The 22,464-nt window shown below is 71.8% G+C and carries 20 protein-coding genes; 14 read left to right on the top strand and 6 right to left on the bottom strand.

The annotated features are described in order from the left end of the window. Positions 1-23: 23 nt before the first annotated feature. Positions 24-803, bottom strand: a complete 780-nt coding sequence (locus tag K7472_RS09855) for an SDR family NAD(P)-dependent oxidoreductase (RefSeq protein ID WP_222976270.1) — start codon at positions 801-803, stop codon at positions 24-26. Positions 804-979: 176 nt separating this feature from the next. Between K7472_RS09855 and K7472_RS09850 the strand changes: the two genes are divergently transcribed. The 3 genes from K7472_RS09850 to K7472_RS09840 all read left to right on the top strand — a co-directional run bounded on the left by K7472_RS09850 (position 980) and on the right by K7472_RS09840 (position 4,872). Next, positions 980-2,980 (top strand): elongation factor G, encoded by a 2,001-nt coding sequence (locus tag K7472_RS09850; RefSeq protein ID WP_222976268.1) that lies wholly within the window; start codon positions 980-982, stop codon positions 2,978-2,980. 35 nt (positions 2,981-3,015) lie between these two features. Then, entirely contained in the window at positions 3,016-3,312 is a 297-nt protein-coding gene (locus K7472_RS09845; protein ID WP_222976267.1) for a hypothetical protein, read from the top strand. A 168-nt stretch (positions 3,313-3,480) separates the two neighbouring features. Then, complete coding sequence (locus K7472_RS09840) at positions 3,481-4,872, top strand: threonine/serine exporter family protein (RefSeq protein WP_222976265.1); 1,392 nt, start codon at positions 3,481-3,483, stop codon at positions 4,870-4,872. A gap of 113 nt (positions 4,873-4,985) precedes the next feature. On the opposite strand, the gene K7472_RS09835 is transcribed toward K7472_RS09840, so the two are convergent. Further along, a complete protein-coding gene (locus K7472_RS09835; protein ID WP_222976808.1) occupies positions 4,986-5,939 on the bottom strand; it encodes a D-alanyl-D-alanine carboxypeptidase family protein in 954 nt (317 codons plus the stop codon). Positions 5,940-6,154: 215 nt separating this feature from the next. After that, positions 6,155-7,102: an EamA family transporter gene (locus K7472_RS09830; RefSeq protein ID WP_222976263.1), complete on the bottom strand. Its 948-nt coding sequence runs from the start codon at positions 7,100-7,102 to the stop codon at positions 6,155-6,157. A 104-nt stretch (positions 7,103-7,206) separates the two neighbouring features. Here K7472_RS09830 and K7472_RS09825 point away from each other — a divergent pair, with 104 nt between their 5' ends. From K7472_RS09825 to K7472_RS09800, 6 genes are all read left to right on the top strand, one after another. Then, the gene (locus K7472_RS09825) at positions 7,207-8,151 is read left to right on the top strand and encodes a LysR family transcriptional regulator (RefSeq protein WP_222976261.1); all 945 of its coding nucleotides are present in this window, start codon (positions 7,207-7,209) and stop codon (positions 8,149-8,151) included. Positions 8,152-8,594: 443 nt separating this feature from the next. Next, the gene (locus K7472_RS09820) at positions 8,595-10,118 is read left to right on the top strand and encodes a PqqD family protein (protein ID WP_252395371.1); all 1,524 of its coding nucleotides are present in this window, start codon (positions 8,595-8,597) and stop codon (positions 10,116-10,118) included. A gap of 3 nt (positions 10,119-10,121) precedes the next feature. Further along, the gene (locus tag K7472_RS09815) at positions 10,122-11,408 is read left to right on the top strand and encodes an ATP-grasp domain-containing protein (protein ID WP_222976259.1); all 1,287 of its coding nucleotides are present in this window, start codon (positions 10,122-10,124) and stop codon (positions 11,406-11,408) included. Between the two features lie 5 nt (positions 11,409-11,413). After that, positions 11,414-12,145 (top strand): class II glutamine amidotransferase, encoded by a 732-nt coding sequence (locus K7472_RS09810; protein ID WP_222976257.1) that lies wholly within the window; start codon positions 11,414-11,416, stop codon positions 12,143-12,145. 11 nt (positions 12,146-12,156) lie between these two features. Then, a complete protein-coding gene (locus tag K7472_RS09805) occupies positions 12,157-12,966 on the top strand; it encodes a 2OG-Fe(II)-dependent halogenase WelO5 family protein (protein ID WP_222976255.1) in 810 nt (269 codons plus the stop codon). Continuing rightward, positions 12,963-13,481, top strand: coding sequence for a YbaK/EbsC family protein (locus tag K7472_RS09800; RefSeq protein ID WP_222976253.1), 519 nt, complete (start codon positions 12,963-12,965; stop codon positions 13,479-13,481). Before K7472_RS09805 ends, K7472_RS09800 begins: the two co-directional genes overlap by 4 nt. 72 nt (positions 13,482-13,553) lie before the next feature. On the opposite strand, the gene K7472_RS09795 is transcribed toward K7472_RS09800, so the two are convergent. The 3 genes from K7472_RS09795 to K7472_RS09785 all read right to left on the bottom strand — a co-directional run bounded on the left by K7472_RS09795 (position 13,554) and on the right by K7472_RS09785 (position 16,829). Then, on the bottom strand, positions 13,554-14,486 hold the full coding sequence (locus tag K7472_RS09795) for a nitrilase-related carbon-nitrogen hydrolase (RefSeq protein WP_222976251.1): 933 nt from the start codon (positions 14,484-14,486) through the stop codon (positions 13,554-13,556). Next, positions 14,483-15,376 carry a ketopantoate reductase family protein gene (locus tag K7472_RS09790; protein WP_308013834.1) on the bottom strand — a complete coding sequence of 298 codons (894 nt, stop codon included), beginning with the start codon at positions 15,374-15,376 and terminating at the stop codon, positions 14,483-14,485. The genes K7472_RS09795 and K7472_RS09790 overlap by 4 nt, the downstream gene beginning before the upstream one ends. A 109-nt stretch (positions 15,377-15,485) precedes the next feature. Next, positions 15,486-16,829, bottom strand: a complete 1,344-nt coding sequence (locus tag K7472_RS09785) for a S53 family peptidase (RefSeq protein WP_252395370.1) — start codon at positions 16,827-16,829, stop codon at positions 15,486-15,488. A gap of 129 nt (positions 16,830-16,958) precedes the next feature. Here K7472_RS09785 and K7472_RS09780 point away from each other — a divergent pair, with 129 nt between their 5' ends. From K7472_RS09780 to K7472_RS09760, 5 genes are all read left to right on the top strand, one after another. Next, the gene (locus K7472_RS09780; protein WP_222976247.1) at positions 16,959-17,399 is read left to right on the top strand and encodes a protein-tyrosine phosphatase family protein; all 441 of its coding nucleotides are present in this window, start codon (positions 16,959-16,961) and stop codon (positions 17,397-17,399) included. After that, on the top strand, positions 17,396-18,553 hold the full coding sequence (locus K7472_RS09775; RefSeq protein ID WP_222976245.1) for a low temperature requirement protein A: 1,158 nt from the start codon (positions 17,396-17,398) through the stop codon (positions 18,551-18,553). Before K7472_RS09780 ends, K7472_RS09775 begins: the two co-directional genes overlap by 4 nt. A gap of 365 nt (positions 18,554-18,918) precedes the next feature. Next, complete coding sequence (locus tag K7472_RS09770) at positions 18,919-19,596, top strand: transglycosylase SLT domain-containing protein (RefSeq protein WP_222976243.1); 678 nt, start codon at positions 18,919-18,921, stop codon at positions 19,594-19,596. Positions 19,597-19,781: 185 nt separating this feature from the next. Then, positions 19,782-20,714 carry a glycosyl hydrolase family 18 protein gene (locus K7472_RS09765; RefSeq protein ID WP_222976241.1) on the top strand — a complete coding sequence of 311 codons (933 nt, stop codon included), beginning with the start codon at positions 19,782-19,784 and terminating at the stop codon, positions 20,712-20,714. Positions 20,715-20,931: 217 nt separating this feature from the next. Continuing rightward, entirely contained in the window at positions 20,932-22,395 is a 1,464-nt protein-coding gene (locus K7472_RS09760) for a M14 family zinc carboxypeptidase (RefSeq protein WP_222976239.1), read from the top strand. Positions 22,396-22,464: the final 69 nt, after the last annotated feature.

Below are 22,464 nucleotides of genomic sequence, written 5' to 3'. Positions count from 1 at the left end.
CCACGTCCCGCGCCCGTCCGGCCTCAGTGCACGGAGAACCCGCCGTCCACGAAGAGCGCCTGCCCGGTGACGTAGGCCGAGGCGGCCGAGGCGAGGAAGACGGCGGCGCCCGCGAAGTCCTCCGGGACGCCGTTGCGGCCCACGAGCGTGCGGCGGGCGAGCGCCGCCACCCGGTCGGGGTCCGAGGAGAGCCGGGCGTTGAGCGGCGTCATCACGAAGCCCGGCACGAGCGTGTTGCTGGTGACGCCGTACGGCGACCAGGCCTCGGCCTGCGAGCGGGCCAGCGATTCGAGCCCGCCCTTGGACACCCCGTAGGCGCCGCTGTCGACGAACGCGCGGTGCGCCTGCTGCGAGGAGATGTGGATGAGGCGGCCGAAGCCGCGCCGTGCCATGCCCGGGCCGAAGCACTGGCCGAGCAGATAGGGCGCGGTGAGGTTCACCGCCATCGTGGTGTCCCACGTGGCGTCGTCCAGCTCGTCCATCGGCGGGCGCAGGTTGATCCCCGCGCTGTTGACCAGGATGTCGGGCTCCCCGAACACCGCGGCCGCCTCCCGCGCCGCGTCGCGCACCCCGTCGCGGTCGGCCAGGTCGGCGCTGACCCATCCCGTCTCGCCGCCCTCCGCCGTCAACTCGTCCGCGACGCGGGCCAGTTCGTCCTTTCCGCGGGCCACGAGCACGACGCGGGCGCCCGCCCGGGAGAGCGCGCCGGCGATCGCCCGGCCGATACCGGAGCTGCCGCCGGTCACCACGGCCACCCGGCCGTCCAGGGAGAACAGCTGCGTCAGATACGTCTGCGGCGTCATGACGGCCACCCTAGACGGCGGCACGCGCGGCGAATATTCGGTTGCGCGCGGCCGGGCGACTGCCAGGATGGCGCAGGACCCGTTCCCCACCAGGCAGGAAGCAACGCGATGCGCCGACTCCACGGAATCACCCAGCGCCCCATCCGGACGGTGACTTTCCGAGGACTCACACACACATGCGCACTCCTTCCCTCCCTGCCACGAGGAACGTCCAGCACACTCTGAACGTCGGCATCCTGGCGCACGTCGACGCGGGCAAGACCAGCCTGACCGAGCGCCTGCTGTTCGACACCGGCGTCATCGACCGCCTCGGCGGCGTCGACACCGGTGACACCCAGACCGACACCGGGGACATCGAACGGCAGCGCGGCATCACCGTGCGCTCCGCCGTCGTCTCGTTCACCACGGACCACACCCAGGTCAACCTGATCGACACACCGGGGCACGCGGACTTCGTCGCCGAGGTCGAGCGGGCGCTCGGGGTGCTGGACGCGGCGGTGCTCGTGGTGTCCGCGGTGGAGGGTGTGCAGGCCCACACCCGGCTGCTGATGCGGACGCTGCGCGGCATGGGCCTGCCGACGCTGCTGTTCGTCAACAAGATCGACCGGTCCGGGGCGCGTGACGCCGGGCTGCTGGACGACATCCGGCGCAGGCTGAGCCCCCGGGTCGTCGCGATGACCCGGGTGACACGGATCGGCACGCCGGAAGCACGCGCCCTGCCGCTGTCCCTCGACGACCCGTCCGTGCTCGCGTCCACCGGTGAGGTGCTCGCCGAGTGCGACGACGCGCTGCTGGCCAGGATGGTGGACGGCCCGCTTCCCACGGCCGCCGACCTGCGCGCGGTCCTCGCCGAGCAGGTCGGCGGGGCGCGGGTCTTCCCGGTGTACTTCGGGGCCGCGCTCAGTGGCGAGGGCATCGGCGCGCTGGTCGACGGGATGACCGGGTTGCTCGGCCCCGCCCTGCGCACGCCGTACGTGCGGGGTGCCGCCACGGGACCCGATGAGGAGGGCGGGGAGTCGCGGGCCGCGACCGCGCCGCGCGGCACGGTCTTCGCCGTGGACCGTGGTCCCGGCGGCGAACGGCGAGCGTATCTGCGGTTGTTCGCGGGCGAGTTGGCGCCCCGCCGACGGGTGACGCTGCTGCGCCGGGAGGCGGACGGCTCGACCGGCCGCCACACCGGCCGGATCACCTCCCTCCACGTCGTCGGTCGCGAGGGGCAGGACGCCACCGTGCTCACCGCGGGGAACATCGGCAGGATCACCGGCCTGCCCGGTGTACGGCCCGGGGACCGGCTGTCGCGCGACGAACACGGCGGCAACGCGACGCCGCTGCTGCCCGCGCCGACGCTCAGGACCACCGTCAGGCCGCGGCATTCCTCGCCTGGCGCCACCGCCCGGCTGCACGCCGCGCTCCTGGAGCTCGCCGACCGCGACCCGCTGATCCACGCCGAGGCGGAGCCGGACGGCGCCACCCGCGTGCTGCTGTACGGCGAGGTCCAGAAGGAGATCATCGCCGCCACCCTGGTGCGCGACCACGGCATCGAGGCCGACTTCGCGCCGAGCGCGATCATCTGCGTGGAGCGCCCGGCCGGTTCCGCCGAGGCGTGCGAGGAGATGGGATGGCGTGCCCCCACCCCGGACGGCCGGTGGGCCACCGTGGGACTGCGGGTGGACCCGCTGGCGCACGGCTCGGGGTGCGTGTTCCGGTACGAGACCGAGCTCGGCGCGCTCCCGCCCGCGTTCCACCGGGCCGTCGAGGAGAGCGTCCACGCGGGGCTGCGCGAGGGCCCGGGTGGCTGGGTGGTGACCGACTGCGCCGTCACACTGGTCCGTTCGGCCTTCGTCGGCCCCCTCAGTACCGCCGGTGACTTCCGCGAGGTGACCCGCCTGGTGCTGCGCAGGGCCCTGGCGCGGGCCGGCACGCGGGTGTACGAGCCCTGTCACGCCTTCGAGGCCGACGTGCCGCTGGACTGCCTCGCGCCGGTCACCGCGTGCCTGGCCCGGCTCGGCGCGCACATCCGGCGGACCTCGGGCGGCACGTCGTCATGGCTGGTCGAGGGGGTGATCCCGGCGCGCGCGGCGCCGGAGGCCCAGCGCGCGCTGCCCGGGCTGTCGCACGGTGAGGGCGTGTGGTGGTCCCGGCCGGACGGCGACCGGCCGTTGGAAGGGAAACCTTGAGGTTTCAACGCCCCCGGCACGGCAAGGCGTTGGGCATGACCGGATACAGAGCCCGATACGGAGGAAGTGGCGCGGCGCGTCTGGTTGCGGGAGTCGCGGACGCGGCGGCACTCATCCTGATCGTGTGGATTGTGATGTGGTTCCTCGACGCGAACCGCGCGAACGACCTGGTCAACTGGGTCCACAATGCCGCGGACTGGCTTTCGGGCTGGTCGCGCGACCTGTTCACACCGCGTGCGGGCTGGCTGCGCACGGTACTCAACTACGGCATCGCGGCGGCGGTCTACCTGGCCGTCGGCCACTTCGTGGCGGACCGCATCCGGCGCGTCTGAGGGCGGACGTGCTCGCGGCCCCCGGCGGCCGCCTCGCCCGTGGGGGGCGAGGCGGCCGCCGGGGGCCGCGTCCGTGCGGGCGCGGGTGCCCGGAGCGCGCACGCCGTGTGACCCACGGTACGACCCGCGGTGTGCATAGTCCGGCAGGTGTCGGGCACGCGACCGGTCGTGGCTTTGACAGAGGAGCGGGTACGACGGGTCCTGGACGTGGCACTGCGACTCGGCGAGACGCTGCTGGCCCGGCAGGCGGGCAGCGCCGACGTCGCCGACTCGGTGCTGGCGGTCGCGGCGGCCTACGGAGTGCCGGAAGCACAGGTGAACATCACGGCGGACGCCATCACGCTGTCGGTGCCCCGGGGCGTGCCCGGGGCACCGGTGACGGCGATGTGGCTGGTGACCTCACGGTCGCCCGACTACACCCGGCTGTACGAGGCCACGCGTCTCGCGCAGCGGATCGTGGTGGAGAAGCCCTCGCTGGACGAGGTCGAATCGCAGCTTGTCGAGTTGTCGAAGGGCGGCCACCGGTATCCGCGGTGGGTGTCGACCGTGTCGCTCGCGGTCATGGCGGCCAGCATGTCGCTGCTGCTGGGCGCGGGCGCGCTCGTCGTGGTGCTCGCGGGCCTCACCACGGCACTGATCGACCGGGTGGGGCGGGTGCTCAACAATCACCGGGTCCCGTTGTTGTTCCAGCAGGTGGTGGGCGCGGCGCTGGCGACGGGGGTGACGGTCTGCCTGGACGCGGCGGGTCGGCTGCCGGCCGGGCAGGCGCCCTCGCTGGTCGTCGCGGCGAGCATCGCGGTGCTGCTGTCCGGGCTGGCCACGGTCGGCACGGTGCAGGACGCCATCACCGGCTACCTGCTGACCGCGACGTCCCGAGGTGTGGAGATCCTGCTGTCCTCGATCGGCGTGCTGGTCGGCGTGACGATAGCCGTGCGATTCGGGGTGCTGGCGGGGGTGGACGTACGGGTCACACCGGACCTGTCGGTCCCGCTGCTCAGCCTGCCGACCCGGGTGATCGCCGGGACGCTGGGCGCCGCGGCGGCGGCGGTCGCCAACTACGCGCCACTGCGCGCGGCACTGGCGGCGGGCGCGGCCGGGGCGGCGGGGTCGCTGCTGTACCTGGTGGCGTCGATGTTCGGCGCGAGCGCGGTCGCCGCGTCGTTCGTCGCCGCGCTCGGCATCGGGCTGGCGGGAGCGCTGTGTGCCCGTAGCCTGCGGGTGCCGCCGCTGGTCATCGTGATGGCGGGGATCTTCCCGCTGGTGCCGGGGCTCTCGCTGTACCGCGGATTCGTCGACCTGAGCACGGGCCAGTACACGCCGGGCCTGGCCTCGCTGGTGACGGCCAGCGGGATCGCGCTGGCGCTCGGCGGCGGCGTGGTGCTGGGGCCGTTGCTCGCGCCCACGCTGCGGCGGGAGTTGGGCCATCTGCGGGGCCGCCGTACAGCTGCCCGCGGGCACCGCTGGCGCCACGGCCACGTCCACCGGCTGCCCGCGCTGGCCGGGGTCGAGACGAGCCCGGCGGGCGCCGAGCCCGGCACGGGTCAGGCGGTACAGGGGTAGGCGTGAGCGTGCGCCCGGGCGCCTTCGCTCGCGCGGGCTGACAACCCGCGCAGACACATGACTGTGCGCCCGGTCGTCCGCGTTCGCGGCGACCGGGCGCACGGTGTGTTGTCCTAGCGGCTGAAGCCGTAGTTGAGCAGCTTTTCCGCGTCGGTGGTGCGGGTGGCTTCCGTGGTGGAGTCGAGCACCGAACCGATCAGCGTCTTGCCGTTGCGTACGGCCGCGAAGACCAGGCAGTACCCGGCTTCGGGACCCGAGCCGGTCTTGACGCCGATGGTGCCGGGGTAGGCGGTGAGCAGGTTGTCGGTGTTGCTCCAGTCCATGTAGCGGTAGCCGCCCGACTCCGTGGTGACCGTCTGCCGGGTCGACTTGGTGTCCACGATGGAGCGGAACGTGCTGTAGCGCATCGCACTCGCCGCGAGGACGGACAGGTCGTGCGGCGTGGAGTAGTTGGCGCCGTTGCCTATGCCGTCGAACGAGTCGAAGTGGGTGTCGCGCAGTCCGAGGCTCTTGGCCGTGGCGTTCATCTTCGCGATGAACGACGCCACGCGCGCGGCCCGCGTGGTGCCGCTGCCGAAGGTGTCGGCGAGGGCGTAGGCGGCGTCGCAGCCCGAGGGCAGCAGCATGCCGTACAGCAGTTGGCGGACGGTGACCTTGTCGCCGACGATCAGATGGGCGGACGAGGCGTTCTTGGCGACGATGTAGTCGCTGTAGGCCTTCTGGACCGTCACCTTGGCGTTCAGGTCGAGGTTCTTGCTGGCGAGCACCACCCGGGCCGTCATGATCTTCGTGGTGGAACCGGTGGAGCGAGCGGTGTCGGCGGCCTTGGCGAACAGGGCGCGGCCCGCGGCGTCGTTCATCACGTAGCCGCCCTTCGCCACGATGGAGGGCGCTTTCACGGTCGCGGTCCTCGCCACCGCGGCCTTCACCGGAGCGGTCCGGGTCGGCATCGCTCGTGTCGGCGCGGCCTGCGCCGTGGTGGCGAGCGTCCCGCTGACCAGGACGGCGCCCGAGGTCAGTGCGACCGCGCAGCCGTGGCGCAGACGTTGGGGCGGACGGGCCTTCATCGGCATGGGGACTCCAACCTCCTGTGGACAGGGGCAGCTTGGGACACGCGGCCGCCTACCCACGATGCACGAGAAGATGGCACGGCGCGGGTCTCCGGGAAGATCCCACCCCAAAGGGTCACACGAGTGTTGCGGTACGGCTGCGGGCAGGCCGGAGGGCGACGTGTGCCGCGTACCTCGGCCAGCCGGCGCGCCCTTGGACGGCCGGCGCGCCCTCAGGCGACCGGCGTGTCCTCGGCGGCGGGCATCGGGTCGGCGTCCGCGGGCGCCACGGCGGGCAACGGTGCTCCGCGCCGCAGGAACGGCACGCTGCCGGGGCGCAGCATGCCGATGGCGATGCCCACGACCACCAGCGCGGCGGCGAACGACGTCGTCAGCGTCATCCGCTCGCCCTGGAAGACCCACGCGGCGGCGAGCCCGAAGACCGGTACGAGGAGCGAGAACGGGGCCACGGTCGGCGAGTCGTAGGTGCGCAGCAGGAAACCCCACACGCCGAATCCGAAGAGCGTCGCACCCCACGCCACGTACAGGGCGGCGCCCGCACCGCCCCAGGAGATGTCGCGCAGCGCGGTGATGTCCTTGTGCCAGCCCTCGTACGGAACGGAGATCAGCGCCAGCGGAATGGGCGGGACGACGCTCACCCAGACCATGAAGCGGAACATGTCCGGCGGACTCGCCTTGCGCATCGCGATGTTGGACACGCCCCAGAACGCGGCGGCGCCGACCACCATGAGGAACGGGCCGAGCGGTCCCGCCGCCCCGGAATCCGTTCCGGCCACCACGATTCCGGCGGTCGCCAGCAGCATTCCGGCGACCTGTACCTTGCGCGGCTTCTCGCGCAGCAGCACCGCGGCGAACAGCACGGTGAACACCGCCTGGCCCTGGAGCACCAGGGAGGCCATTCCGGACGGCATTCCCGAGTCCATTCCCATGAACAGGAATCCGAACTTCAGCACGCCGAGCGCGATTCCGACCGCGATCACCCAGCGCCAGGCCACCCGGGGCCGCCCCACGAAGAACACCGCGGGAACCGCGGCGAGGGTGAAGCGCACCGCCGAGAACAGCAGCGGGGGAAAGTCGCTCAGCCCCACGTCGATGACGACGAAGTTCACGCCCCAGACGGCAGCCACCACAACAGCGAGAGCGACATGGGCGGGCTTCATACGGGACCTTCCTGAGCGCGCTTCACATGCGTGGACCATGAAATCAACATCGGGGTCGCCCCGGCCAGCGACCATCCCTGAAGGGTGGGGATTAGCATGGCTTCATGCTCGATCTCAGCCGGCTCAGCGCCCTCAAAGCCATCGCCGAGCACGGCTCCATGGCCCGCGCCGCCGTCGCCCTGGGCTACACCCCCTCGGCCGTCTCCCAGCAGATCGCCAAGCTGGAACGTGAGGTCCGCGCCGAACTGCTGGAACGCAAGGGCAGTGGTGCGGAGTTGACGCCCGCCGCCTGGCTGCTGGTGGAGGCGGCCGACCAGGTCACGGCCGTCCTGGAGCGGGCGCAGGCGCAGCTGGAGGACAGCCGGGGCGTGCCGACCGGCCGACTGGTGCTGGCGGCGTTCCCCACGGCGTGCCGTGGTTTCGTCGCCGCCGCCGTCGCGGAGCTGTCCGGGCGGTACGCCGAACTCGACTGCCGTCTGGTCGAGTTGGACCCCAACCGCTCGACCGCCCAGGTGGTCAGGGGCGAGGCGGACGTCGCGGTGGTGCACGACTGGCACAACACCCCGCTGGTGCTGCCCGGCTCCCTGTCGGCCTCGCCGCTCGGGGAGGACGTCGCCGACGTGGTGCTGCCCGCCGGGCATCCGCTGGCCGGCCGGGAGACGCTGACGCCGTCGGACCTGTTGGGTGAGCGGTGGATCAGCCAGGGCCCCGGCGCGATGTGCCACGAGTGGCTGACCCGTACCTTCGCCCGCTGCGGCGCACGGCCCGACATCGCCTATCAGGTGGAGGAGCACGAGTCGCAAGTGGCGCTGCTCGCGGCCGGGTTGGGAGTGACGGTGCTGCCTCGGCTCGGCCGCCGGGCGCTGCCCGCCGGGGTCCGCGCGGTGCCGATGCGCCCGGCGCCGTCGCGTCAGGTGTCCGCGACGTGGCGCGGTCAAGCGGAACGGCGGCCCGCCGTGCGCGCGGTACTCGACGCTTTGCGTCGCCATTGGGATGCCGCGACCGTCCCCGATGGCGTTCCCGGAACCGGAAAACCGGGCGATCGGTGAACCGCCCGCATTCGGCCAACCGGGTATCAGCCAAACCACGCCGGGCTGTTGACACCGTCCCGCAACCTCCTGGAGATTGAAGCGCGAGCCCCGGGTTGGTAAGCGGGGCCGGGGGAATCTCGACGGGGGGCCGCATCGCACATGTCTTTTCCTCGCGACCGACGCTTCGCGTGTTGTCGCGGATAGTCCCGCCTGCCGTGGACCGGTCCGCGTTCTTGTGACGTCTTTTCGCAGTTGATCAGCCGCAGCGGCAGTTCCCCGGTGCGTCGTCGGCCGACGAACCGCAGGGACCGTTCCGTTTTTTGACGGGCGGGCTGCCGAAAGCGCGGCACCGTCCGCCGTGTCCGCGACGACACGGATCTCCGGCGTCCGTGCGTGACGGACGCCGAGACACCAGAAACCAGAAACCAGTCGTTCCGCTTTTCCGAAAGGGACACCCCACCATGCCTTCTGCCGTGTCATCCTCCGGCGTTTCCGCGGATATCAGCGAATTGCGTGCCGACGCGCTGCGCGAGTTACGCGCGGTCCTGTCCACGCAGAACTACGAGGGCGCCGTGCGCTGCGCGATGCGGCTGCACGACGCGCTGCCCGACGACCGGCCGCTGGGCAGCAGCGTCGTGCTGGTCGCGTACGGCGGCGGCAAGGACAGCTCGTACACCCTCACCTTCGTGCGGGCCATGCAGCTGGTCCTCTTCCAGTTGCACGGCACGACCTTCCGCATGCGGGTCGCGACCAACCGGCACGCGGGCATGCCGCGGGCGGTGATGGAGAACATCGACCGCGTCTACGGCGCGCTGCGCCTGGCCGAGGACCCTGCCTGCGAACTGCTGCTCATCGACGGCCGCCGGGTGCGCCCGTTCGACGTGGACGTATCCCAGGACGCGGACGTGGTGGAGCGCAACCGGGTCGACATCCTGATGACCGGCCACCGCACGGCCGCCGACGCCCGCCCCACGTTCTGCAACGCCTGCAACCTCAGCATGGTCAACTCCTTCGGGCTCGCGGCGGGTCACGACGGCGGCGTGGACCTGATCATCACCGGTGACTCGCAGCGCGAGCAGCGCGACTACTACCTGTGGGTGTCCCGGCTCGCCAAGCGCTTCGGTCTCCAGCCGCCCCGCGACCAGCGCTCCGGCTTCAAGGGCTTCCTGGCCGCGCTGGACAACATCTCGCAGGCGTACTTCGCCGACATCCACGGCCCCGACGCCTCCGGTGTGATCGCGGACCACGCCATCACCACCGACGTCCGCGAGGGCCTGCGGTTCTTCTCCATCTACGACGACACCGCCTACGCCTCCGGTGACCACTGGGAGCTGCTGACGGAGTACCTGGGCTTCCGCTTCGACGACATCGCCTTCAGCTTCACCGAGTCCGACTGCGGCAACCCCGCGCTCATGGCACACCTGCGCGCGCTGAAGTGCGAACGCCGCTACGGCCGCACCTACGCGGACGGGCTCGACGAATACGTGCGGTTCGCCATCTCGCTGATGGGCAAGAAGGAGTTCCCGCCGCAGCTGGTGGAGCTGATGCGCGAGCGGTACGAAGGCGCCGCCGACCGCATGCGGGCCGCCATGGACGCGTACGCGCTGGACGCCTACGGCCTCACCGAGGAGCAGTTGGTGGCCATGGTGTACGCGCCGTTCACCGAGAAGGGCGCGGGTCTGGAGGAGTACCTGCGGGCCGAGCAGCCCGACCTGGCCGAGGCCGCGCCGCGGGTGCACGCGCTGCTCGACGGCGCCGAGGGCGACGCGGCCCTGACCGGCCGCCTGGAGTCAGCCACGGGCCTGACGCTCGATCAACTGCGGGTCCTGTACCGGGGTTCGCTGCGGATCACGTCGGCGACGGCGGGCGCGGATCAGGGCGAGTTGATCGACTCGATCCTGGAGGGCGACCCGCACAAGGAGGTCATCTCCACCCGGCACTCCGCGGACGGGCCGCTGGTGCCCGAGCTGCTGTCCGGCCGGTGACGCGTGACCGCTACTGGCGAGGACTTCGCACGGCGCGCCGGGGACGACTTCGTCCAGCTCGGCGCGACCCGGGACGGGCTCGACCCGTACCTGGACCAGGCGCGCGAGCGCGGTATGCGGGCGGTGCTCGTGGAGACACCGGCGTACCTGCGGTGGCGCCGGATGCTGGGCCGCCGGCCGTTCGACCTTCAGGTCGCGGTCGAGCGGCCGCAGGACGAGGCCGCCGTCACGGCGGCGCTGGCCGGTGCGGGAGTGGCGCCCCGGCTGGTGCTCACCGGGTTCGAACGGTATGTGTACGCCGGTTTCGCGGTGGCCCGCGCGGTCGGCTCGGCGCCCTGGCCGGCGGTGGGCGAGGCGTTCCGGCCGCCGGACAAGCGCGAGCAGCGCGAGGCCCTGCGGCGGGCCGGAGCCGCCGTCGCCCAGCCGCGGTTCGCCGTGCTCACCCCTGACGGACCGCCGGACGACCTCGGCTACCCGCAGGTGGTCAAGCCCTCCGACGGCGGCGGTGGTCTCGGGGTCGTGCTGGTGGACGACCCGGAACAGCGGTCGTACGCGGCGGACTTGATCCGCGGCATGCGCAACTACGGTGGCGGGGAGTTCGGTTCGGTCCTGGCGGAGGAGTACGTCAAGGGCCCCGAGCTGTCCGTGCAGGGCGTCGCCCACGGCGGCCGCCCCCATCTGCTCAGTGTCTGCGAGAAGTTGACCACGCTGGAGGAGGTGCCGGACGCCCCCGGACTGTCCGGCTTCCGCGAGGTCGGCCACCTCGCCCGGCACGGCGACAGCGCGGACGAGGGGCTGCGGGAGCTGACCTCACGTTGCCTGGACGCGGTCGGCTACCGCGAGGGCCCGTTCCACGTGGACGTCATCCAGGGCGAGGCCGGGCCGGTCTTCGTGGAGATGGGGTTCCGGCTCTCCGGTGGCGGTCTGGTGGGCCTGGTGGAGCGCGCGACCGGCGACTCGTGGGCGCAGGCGGTCTTCGCCGTCCACCTCGACGGCCGTCCGCCCGCCCTCTCCCCCGTCCGGGAGCGTGCCGTCGGCCAGATCGCGGCGGTGTCGCGACAGGAGCTGGACGCCGGTGCCGAACTGGCCGCGCAGGGCCACGACGTGGAGGTGCAGCGCGCGGCGCCGCTCCCCGACACCGAGCCTCTGTCCGCGGCCGATCGCGAGGTCCTCGCCTCCGACCTGGCCCGGCACACCGGCTCGGTCGGACGGGTGGTCGTCGCGGGCGACAACTGCGCCCACGTCCAGTCGCTGCTGCGGCCGATCGTCTCCCCCCGACTGCGAGGTTGACCCCCATGTGCCGACTGATCCTGGCCACCGGTCGTTTCGACGCGGGCGACATCCTGGACGCCGCCGTCGACATGAGCTGCGGCCGCACCGCCGACCACGACGGCCCGACGAACGTCCACCCCAACGGCTGGGGTGCGGTGTGGCGGCAGCACGACGCGCCGCACGGCCTCGCCGTCCACCGCGACGTGCGCCCGCTGGGCGAAAGTGCCGAGGACTCCCCGATCAGGGGGGTGGAGACCGACTTCCTCGCCGTCCACGCCCGGCACGCCACCCTGCCGCGCAACCAGGGCCTGCGCTGCACCCATCCGCTGGAGCGCGGCGGCGCGTACCCGTGGTACTTCATGCACAACGGGTTCCTGCCCACCGTCCACCAGCTGCTGGGGATGGCGGAGTCGGAGTTCGACTCCGGCGAGTACTTCGACTACATCGTGCCGCGGGACACCCGGGAGCTTGACGAGGCGTCAACTCTGCGCCTGCTCGCTGCCATTCCGCAGGGCGGCAGCTCGGGCAACGCCATCGCGGTCAGCCCGGACCACGCCTACGTCATCCACTGGACGACCCCGGGCACCGCCGCGCAGCGCTACTTCCGCATGCACACCGTCACCACCGAGCGGTTCCGGGTGGTCGCCTCCGAGGTGGTGCCGTCGCTGGCGCCGCCCGAGCAGTGGCGGCCGCTGGAGCCCGGTCTTCTGCTGCGCGTCCCGCTCGCACCCGCCACCGACCCCGTACTCTCGTGAAGGAGAACACCATGGCGACCGCCGAAACGTGGACCCGTGTCGTCGTCGACGACGCGGCCGTCAACCGCCCCGACCCCGCGCTCCTGAGCCGGCTGGCGCATGGCGAGACCGCCGTGGTCGTCCTGCGCGGCCTGCTGCCCGCCGAGGCCTTCGCGGTCAACCGCGACCGGGTCGGCAAGCTGCTGGCCAACGCCTCCACCACGCAGTACGTCAACGGCGCGCTGACCACGGTGGGCCCCTATCTGGCGAAGTACCTGGACCGGGTCGAGGAGTACTACCCGGACGCGGAGGCCGCCATGGCCATGCTCGCCGGGGTGGACTTCGACCTCGACGCCCAGGTGCGCGGCGCGCTGCGGGAGGCGTTCTCCCTGCGGTCACTGGAGCCGGCCGCCGAGCCGGACGGGCGCCGCTACTCCCCCTCGGTGGTGCGCATCCACGCGGACGGCGTGCGCAATCCGCTGCACAACGACAACATCATGCGCGACGCGGCCGGGAGCGGGATCGTCCTCGCGGACCAGGCCTTCCAACTAAGCTGCGTGGTGTGCCTCCAGGAGTGCGACGAGGGCGGCGAGTTGCGCATGTACCAGAAGGAGTGGAAGCCGGTGGACGAGGTGCACAAGATCCCCGGCGGCCTCGGTTACGACGAGGCCGTGGTGGAAGGCGTGGCGTGCCACGAATTCAAGCCGCGCACCGGGGACGTGTATCTGATAAACCCCACCCGTTATCACTCCATCGAGCGCGTGCACGGCTCGGACCGGCTCACCATGGGATTCTTCCTCGGCCTGGACGAGGGACTCGAAAGGGCGGTGGTGTGGGGATGACATCGGAGCACGAGGCGGCACCGGACCGGGTCTTCGACCGGCTGGTGGCGCTGCTGGACCGCAACGGCGCCACGTACGAGGTGATCGAGCACGAGCCGGAGGGCCGCACCGACGTGGTCAGCCGGTTGCGCGGCAACGCGCTGTCGCAGGCCGCCAAGTGCGTGGTGACGCGGGTGAAGGTGACCAAGAAGACCTCGCACTACGTGCTGGCCGTCGTGCCCGGCGACCGCAGGGTCGACCTGGGCCGGATCCGCGAGTTGTGGGAGGCCAAGCACGTCTCGTTCGTCGAGCAGGAGACCGCCGAGCGGCTGTCGGGCTCGGTGAGCGGCTCCATCGTGCCGTTCTCGTTCGACCCGGCGGCGCTGGAACTGGTCGTCGACCCCGCGCTGCTGGAGCACCCGCGGATGTTCTTCAACGCCGGTGAGCTGCACCTGTCGCTGTCCCTCGACACCGGGGACTACGTGAAGGCGGCCTCCCCGCGGGTGGAGCGCATCGCGGAGGAAGCGGCGGCCTGACCGGGACCGCGAAGTGAGCGGGGCCGTGCCGTGGTGAACGGCGCGGCCCCGCCGACGTGCGCCTGCGATCGGCTACGGCACGGCCGGGCGGGCGGCGGGCTTGGCGCGGTCGTCCACGTGGAGGCTGAAGACGTCGGGCCGCGCGTAGTGGCCGGTGGCGTCGAAGTCGAAGCGCGCGCGGGCGAGTTCGGCCAGGTCCAGTTCGGCGGTCAGGATGCCCTCGCCGTCCCGCAGCGGCCCGGCCAGTACCTCGCCGAGCGGTGAGACGATGACGCTGCCGCCGTTGATCAGCACCGTGCCGGACTCGTCGCCCTGCACGGGGTGGACGTCGCCGGGCAGGTCGGAGCGCAGCAGGTACTGGCAGGCGCTGAGCACGAAGCAGCGGCCCTCCAGCGCCACGTGGGTCATCGTGGCCTGCCACACCGCGCGGTCGTCCACCGTGGGGGCGCACCACAGGTCGACGCCCTTGGCGTACATCGCGGTGCGGAACATCGGCATGTAGTTCTCCCAGCAGATCGCCGCGCCGAGGCGGACGTCGCCGGTGTCGACCGAGGGCATGGTGGAGCCGTCGCCGAAGCCCCAGATCAGCCGTTCCGCGCCGGTCGGCATGAGCTTGCGGTGCTTGCCCAGGAGGGTGCCGTCGGGGCCGAGGAAGAGCGCGGTGCAGTACAGCGTGGCACCGCCGCGTTCGACGGCGCCGACGACCAGGTGGATGCCCAACTCGGCGGCGAGGTCGCCGAGTTCGGCCGTTTGCGGGCCGGGCACGTCGATCGCGGCGTCGTAGTAGCGCCGGTACTCCTCCCGGCCGGGCGCGGAGCGGGCGCCCACGGTAACCCCGAAGTCCAGGCCCTTGGGGTAGCCGCCGAGGAAGGCCTCCGGCAGGACGACGACCCGGGCTCCGGCGGCGGCCGCCTCCCGGATCAGTTCGCGGGCCTTGGCGAGACTGCGCGCGGTGTCGAACAGGTGGGAGCCGGCCTGGACGACGGCGGCGGTCAGCCGGGTCATCCGTGTCCCCGCAGCCGATCGACCAGGGCGGTGGTGTCGGGCACCGGGACGCCGTGCCGTTCGGCCGCGCGCAGCACGGCGCCGCCGATCGCGTCGAGTTCGGTGGCCCGTGCCGCCTCGACGTCGCGCTGCATCGAGGACTTCATGGTCTCGGGCACGGTGTCGAAGAACGTGACGACCGCGTCGGTGGTGACGGTGGCCCCCGCCGCGCGGGCCACCGCGGTGACCTCTTCGATGACGCCGAGCATCCGCTGCCGGTGAGTGGTGCGGACCTCGCCGACCGGCGTGCCGAAGTACGTGGTGAGCAGGGCGAACGGGGCGAGCACGGCCAGTTTGTCCCACAGTGCGGCCTTCTCGTCACCGCCGACGACGACTTCGGCGCCCGCGCCGCGCAACGATTCGGCCAGTTGCGTCAGCGCGGCGGGCTCCGGCGTGGCGCAGGCGAGCCGCAGCGCGGTGAAGGGGGTGCCGTGCTCGATGACGCCGGGGGCGGTCCGGGTCGACTCCACGCGGATCGTCGCGCCGACCACGTGGGCGTCCGGGTAGCGCTCGCGCAGCACGTCCATGTGCTCGACACCGTTCAGGAGCGGGACGATCACCGTGCCCGGGCCCACCAGTGCGGGCGGGACGCGCTCCAGCGCGCTCGCCAGGGCGGTCTGCTTCACGGTGACCAGGACGACGTCCGGTGTCTCGCGCAGCACGGTGTCCGCCTCGACGGGCGTGGTGAAGTCCCCGTGCGCCGCGCTGTGCACGGTGATGCCGTCTTTGCGCAGCGCCCCGGCCGTGTCGTCGCCGGCCAGGCACACCACACGCCTGCCGGCCCGGGCCAGCAGGCCCGCCAGCAATCCCCCGACCCCGCCCGGGCCGAGCACCGCCACTGTCGCTGCCACCGTGTGTCCCTCCTGGGCTTCGCGGCCTCGTCCGTCCGGGACCGCCGACGCCCCACCCTGCCACAACGAGGCGGCGCGGGTGGGGCGTTGGCGGATCATGGTCCGGCCGTCAGGAGCGGTGGGCCAGGGCGTGCACCAGGACCGCCGCGTCCACCGTGCCGAGACCGGTGGCCTGGTCGTAGCCGCGGGTGGCGGGGAATCCCGCGGTGCCGGTGCGACCGGTGGTGACGTCCACCAGTCCGCTGTGGGCGTGGCCCTGGAGCCGGTAGAGGTCGTCGTCGATCTGGCCGAGGCGGTGTCCAGCGGCCTGGTCGGCGAGCGCGACCACGGCGGCGAACAGCGGGGACGCCTCACTGGTGCCCGCGCCGTCCGCGGTCCAGCCGACGTTGGCGGGGTCGAAGCTGGAGTACATCCACATCGCGCCGTCGGTGGAGGCGGCCATGCTGATGTCGGGGGTGCCGCGGTGGGTGCCGACGACCTTGCGGACCGAATCCTGGTAGGAGGGGCGGGCGAAGACCTTGGACCGCTCGCCGCCGCTGCCCGACCAGGCACTGTCCGGGGCGGTGCGCTTGCCCTGGTCGTTCAGGTGCAGTTCGGTGCCGCCGATCGCGGTGACCAGCGGGTCACCGGCGGGCCAGGCCGCGTCGAGGCGCTTCGCGTCGCCGCCGCCGTCGCCGGAGCTGGCGGTCAGGGTGACGCCGTGCCGGGCGGCGTTGACGAACGCGTACCGCTGGGAGGTCAGCGCGGTGTAGTCGCCCTGGCTGAAGCCGGGGAACTCGGCCTCGCTGGTGGCCCAGCTCATCGAGACGACGTCGCCGGTGCCCCGATCGACCAGGTGGTTGATCGCGCTCATCATCTCCGGCACGCCGACGTCGCCCTCGGTCTCGGAGACCGCGGTCTCCACCAGCACGATGCGGGCGCCGGGGGCGACGGCGTGGGCGGCCTCCACGTCGAGGGTGGTCTCACCGGCCCAGCCGGTCATGTCGGCGTTCTTGGGGTCGAACTTCGGCACGTCGCCCCACTTGACCACGTCGACCGTGGTGTTCGGCAGGCCCCACTGGTGGTCGAAGACGTCCAGGTCGTGCTGGATGGTCGGGGAGCCGTACGAGTCGGCGATCACGATGGTCCGGCCCCGGCCGGTGATCCCTTGCTTGTAGAGGGGGTCGAGGTCGTAGGCGGTGCGGTACTGAAGAGGGGAGTAGCAGCCGCGGGCGATCTGCTTGCGGCACTGGCTGGTGCTGACCGGCGCGGTGAACACCGGGTCGGAGTCGGCGGCGGAGGACGCCACGACCGCCGAGGGGTTCTGTACGGGATGCGCGGCGTCGGCGCCCGCGTGCGGCACGGACGCGGGCACGGCGGCGCCGGCCTCCGCGGCCGGGAACAGGCCCAGCGCGGCGCACAGCACGCCGGCCGCCATCAACGGCAGGGACCTACCTCGTGAGGCCAGGTTCATGACAACCCCCACATTCCTCTCATCGGATGAACGACCGGATCACCAGCCGCCTCATCGCATCACATCCGCCTCCCCCGCACCCACCGCAATTCCGTCAACTTCCCTCCGCACACTCGATAGGCTCAGCCCGTGCCCACGCTCTGGAACCCCGCCGCTGCGGGCGTACTGCCGCTGCCGTCCGGACGGCTGGTACGCGGGCGGGGCCTGCGCCGACCGCTGCCCGAAGGGCCTTCGCCGACGTTCGGTCTGTATCTCCTGGGGCACGAGCCGCCCGCCGCGCCGTGGGAGTCCCGCTGGATCAGATGGCCGGATTTCCGGTTGCCCTCCGACCGCGCGGCGGCCTCGGAAGCGTTGCGCGAGGCGTGGGACCGCGCCGCGTCGGACCGTGTGGAGGTCGCCTGCGGCGGCGGACAGGGCCGCACCGGCACCGCGCTGGCCTGCCTCGCGATCCTGGACGGCGTGCCACCGGCCGACGCGGTGGCGTACGTGCGGTCCCACTACTCCTCCCGCGCCGTCGAGACCCCGTGGCAGCGGCGGTACGTCGCGCGCTTTGGCAGAATCCCGGCGTGACGCCACCACAGGGCCCGACCGCCCCTGCGCAGAGCGTGCGACCCCTGGAGCTCTTCTTCGACCTGGTCTTCGTCTTCGCGATCACCCAGATCGCCTCGACGCTCGCCGCGCGTCCGACCGGTCAGGGCCTGGCCCGGGTCACGGTGCTGCTCGCCATCACCTGGTGGATGTACGGGGGCTACGCCTGGCTCACCAACTCCCTCGACCTGGAACGCACCCGGCCCAGGCTGCTGTTGCTCACCGGCATGGCCGCGTTCTTCGTGATGTCCCTCGCGGTCCCGCGCGCGTTCGAGCCCGGCCCCTGGGGCCTGGTCCTGGCGCTGGCCTACCTGGTCGTCGTCACGGTCCACACCGTCGGCTTCCTCGGCACCTCCGGACGGCTGGGGATCTCCCGGCTCGGGCCGCTCAACGCGGCGAGCGCCCTGATCGTGGTGGCGGCGGGAGCGGGGCCCGTGCGCGAGCGGGTCTGGCTGCTGGCCGCGGCCTGCGTGCTGCAGGTGGTGTCCCCCTTCATCGCGGGCATCGGCGGGTTCACCGTCGGCGTGGGGCACTTCGTGGAACGGCACGGGCTCGCGGTGATCATCCTGCTCGGCGAGTCCATCGCGGAGGTGGGGTCCGCGGCCACCTCCTCCGACCGGCTGCCCCCGGTGCTGCTCGGCTCCCTGCTCGCCCTGGCGCTGAGCGCCGCGATGTGGTGGCTGTACTTCGACCGCGAGGAACGCGACAGCGAACGGCTGCTGGAGGCGGTCGGGCCGAAGCGTCGCCCGCGGACGGCGCTGTACTCCTTCGGCTACGCCTACCTCGTGATGATCCTCGGCGTGGTCGTCACCTCCGTCGGCATGCAGAAGGCGATCGACTCCTTCGGCGTGTCGTCGCACGGGCTCGCCGCCTGGTTCGTCCCGCTCGGGCTCGCCCTCTACCTCCTGGGCCTGGCCTGCTTCCGCCGCACGCTGTCCGGCGGCTGGCCGGTGAGCCGCCTGCTGGGCGCGGTGGCGGTCTGCTCGGCGGGTCCGGTCGCGCTGTGGGGAGCGGGCTGGGCGGCCCTTGCGCTCGCCACCGCGGTCCTGGTCTGCCTGCTGCTGGCCGACGCCCGGGCGGCCGGCCCGCGCGCCACCGCCGCCACCCCTGACAAGATGCCCGATTTGACCCGTTAAACAGCGTTAAACAGGATTATCGGCCGCACCCTTTCTCCACCTCGCCGACCCTTCGGAACCTCGAACATCGCGCACCCATTAGTCCGTTTCATCCCTTCTCGGATGTGATGCCGGACATAGGACCCACGTCACTTACGAAGGGCTCTAGTGGACTTATCCGGCCTTGACATCTCTGGGATTCCGGCCGCAAACGGCGGTACGGAAATGCCCTCACCACTAGTCGGCTTAGTAATGAGGGCAATTGTCTGGCGAAATTCCGGCGGCTAAGAATGTCCCCGCCGCAGCGCCCCGCTAAACGAATTGCGGGCTCTTTTGCCGAGGGAACCGGCAACTGCGGTCAGCCAACCCCGGAAGAGATCCGCTCCATGTCCATTTCTGCCTTCAACCGCCTCTCCAGGACCCGCCTGGCCGCTGTCGGCTCCGCCGTCGCCGCCGGTGCCGTCGCCCTGACCTGCGCGGTCGGGACCGGAACGGCCGAAGCCGCGACTCCCACCCCGACCACCTACACGGTCAAGGCGGGTGACACCCTCGCCTCGATCGCCAGGCACGAGCACATCCCCGGCGGCTGGAAGACCCTGGCCGGTGCCAACCACATCGCCAGCCCCTACCTGATCAAGCCGGGCGAGGTGCTGAAGCTCTCCGCGAGCGCCAAGACCACCGCGGCGAAGTCCGGCGCGATCAACGCCACCACGGTCGCCGACACCACCTCGACCGTCAGCTACCCGAACAACCTGGACGGGTGGATCCGCAACGCGCTGGCGATCATGCAGCAGAACGGCATCCCCGGTTCCTACGACGGCATCTACCGCAACGTCATGCGCGAGTCGTCCGGCAACCCCAACGCCGTGAACAACTGGGACTCCAACGCCGCGGCGGGCACCCCGTCCGAGGGCCTGCTCCAGGTCATCCAGCCCACGTTCAACGCGTACCACGTCCCCGGTACGTCGTGGAACCTGACGGACCCGGTCGCCAACATCACCGCGGCCTGCAACTACGCGTACCACGTGTACGGCTCGATCGACAACGTCAACGGCCCGTACTAAACCGGCCGTAGCACACACCGTCGTCGCCGCGGCGCGGCACTCCGCCCCCTCCCCCGGGCCGGGTGCCGCGCCGCGGCGATGACGTGTCGTCAACTTCCTTGTGCGACAACGTTGTCGGGCGGTGACGGGCGGCGTAGCCTCCTGGCACTGGTACGACCAGCCGACCCCCGCCGAAGGGATCGCTCATGTCGCACACCGCACGCGCCCCTCTGACCGCCCTCGTCGCGGTGGTGGCCTGCCTCCTGGCCTGTCTGACAGCCGCCACCGGCAGCGCGCACGCCTCCCCCGCCCACCATCGTCCGGCCGACACGGCCCGCCACGTCGTCGCGTACTACCAGACCCAGTACGACAACGGCGCCTACGTCTCCCCGTCGCCCCTCGGCGGCATCGCCACCGACATCGACCTCGCCGCGTTCCACCTCGACAGCGACGGCACGGTCCACCTCAACGACGATCCGCCGTCGGCGGCGAAGTTCGACCGGATGTGGTCCGACCTCGCCGCGCTCCAGAAGTCGGGCGTACGCGTCGAGGCGATGCTCGGCGGCGCCGCACAGGGCACGTACGCCAACCTCCACGACGACTTCACCACGTACTACGGCCTGCTCAGGGACACCCTGCGCACCTATCACCTCGACGGCGTCGACCTCGACATCGAGGAGCCCTTCTCGCTCGCCGACACCGAGCACCTCATCCGGCAGTTGCGCACCGACTTCGGCAGCTCGTTCGTGATCGCCATGGCACCGGTGGCGAGCGATCTGTCGGGCGGCTCCACGTTCTCCGGCGGCTTCGACTACCGCACGCTGGAGCAGGACGTGGGCTCCGACATCAGCTGGTACAACGCCCAGTTCTACTGCGGCTGGGGTGACTTGTCGGGCACCTCGGACTACGACGCCGTGGTCTCGGCCGGGTTCGCCGCCTCCCGCGTGGTGGCGGGCACGGTGACCAACTCCGCCAACTGCTCGGGGTACGTGGACCCGAGCACGCTCGACTCCACCCTGCGCTCCCTGGTCTCCGAACACTCCGATTTCGCGGGCGTCGCGGGATGGGAGTACTTCAACGCCCAGGGCAGCGGCGGCCCGCAGAGCTGGTACCAGGGTGTGCGCGACGCGATGAACTGAGGTGTGCGCGACGCGATGAACTGAAGGCCGCGCGGCGGCGTGTTGCCGCCATTGCGTCTTCCCGCAACACCGAACAGGGCAGACGGCCGCGCACGCCCGAAAAGCGGCGCCACCCGCGGTCGCCCGCCCTGTTTCGCGAAGCCGCCCCCATGCCATATTGGCCGTGCCACGTTCATCGGCATCGATCGGCACCCATCCCCCACTGGGAGGTCGTCCCATGTCACGCACACGCCTGGCGGGCATCGCCGCCGGTGCGGTCGTCGCACTCGCCGCCACCCTGTTACCCCAGGCGGTCACCGCCGCCCACGCCTCACCCCCGGCGGCCGATCCCACCTCCGGCACCGCCCGCGCCACCGACTACGTCTACCGGATCCACACCCACGACCTCGAACACGACGCGAGAACCCTGATCGCCGGAGGCTACGACCTGCTCGAACGACGGCAGGGCGCGGACCTGTTCGTCATGGGCGACGCGACGACCGGGGTCAGGCTGCGGCTCGCGGGGTTCGGTCCCACCGTCGACAAGACGATGCCCGCGCCCGTACCGCTCGCGACCCGACCGCACGGCACCGGTGTCAACGACACGTTCGACGGCGGCTACCACACCGTGGACGCGCAGTACGCCCACCTCGACCAGGTCGCCGCCCGGTACCCGGGCCTGGCCACCGTCGTCACCTACGGGCAGTCCTGGCTCAAGCAGCACGGCCGCGGCGGTGAGGACCTCAAGGCCATCTGCGTCACCAAGATGAACCAGGGCGACTGCGGGCTGAACCCCGACTCGCCCAAGCCGCGCTTCTTCCTGATGAGCCAGATCCACGCCCGCGAACTCACCACCGGCGAGATGGCATGGCGCTGGATCGACGAACTCACCAGTCAGTACGGCAAGGACCCGGCCATCACGAACCTGATGAACAGCACCGAGATGTGGGTGGTGCCGGACGCCAACCCGGACGGCGTGGACATGGTGGCACGCGGCGGCAACCATCCGGTGCTGCAACGTAAGAACGCCGACAACGCCCAGGGCTCCGGCTGCGGCACCGGTGAGAACAATCAGATCGGCGTCGACCTCAACCGCAACGCCGGCACCCACTGGGACACCTCCGGCACCTCCGACCAGCCGTGCGACGAGGAGTACGGCGGTCCCTCGGCCGACTCCGAGGTGGAGAACACCGCGCTGGAGCAGCTGTTCCGGGAGCTGTACCCGGCGGTGCGCACCGGCTCCGGCGTCACCGACCCGGCGCCCGACACCGCGCGCGGCATGATGATCACCCTCCACAGCGACGCCGGAATGGTGCTCTTCCCCTGGGAGTACGACTCCACCGTGCACACCGGCAACGACACCGCGCTGCGCGCCCTGGCCCAGCAGATGGGATCGATCACCGGCTTCCAGTACGGCCAGGCCGGCGAGATCCTCTACGACGCGTCCGGCGGCACCGACGACTGGACGTACGACAAACTGGGGCTGGCCAGCTTCACCATCGAGATCGGTGACGTGGACAACCGCGGCTGCGACGGCTTCACCCCGCGCTACTCGTGCCAGGACAGCTACTTCTGGCCGAAGATGGAGCCCGCACTGCTCTACGCCGCCCAGCACGCGGCGACGCCGTATCAGACGACGGCCGCGTCGGCGCGGAAGGCGCCCGCTTCGGCACGGACGACGGCCGCCACACGCGTGCACTGATCCCGGCACGACGGCAACACCCCGGCCCGGAGCGGCCGCCGCGAGGCGATCCGCTCCGGGCCTCTCGCG

This window comes from Streptantibioticus parmotrematis, from assembly GCF_019890615.1.
Lineage (GTDB): Bacteria > Actinomycetota > Actinomycetes > Streptomycetales > Streptomycetaceae > Streptantibioticus_D > Streptantibioticus_D parmotrematis.
Note: the sequence above shows the minus strand (reverse complement) of the source record. Positions and strands in the feature narration are given on the sequence as shown.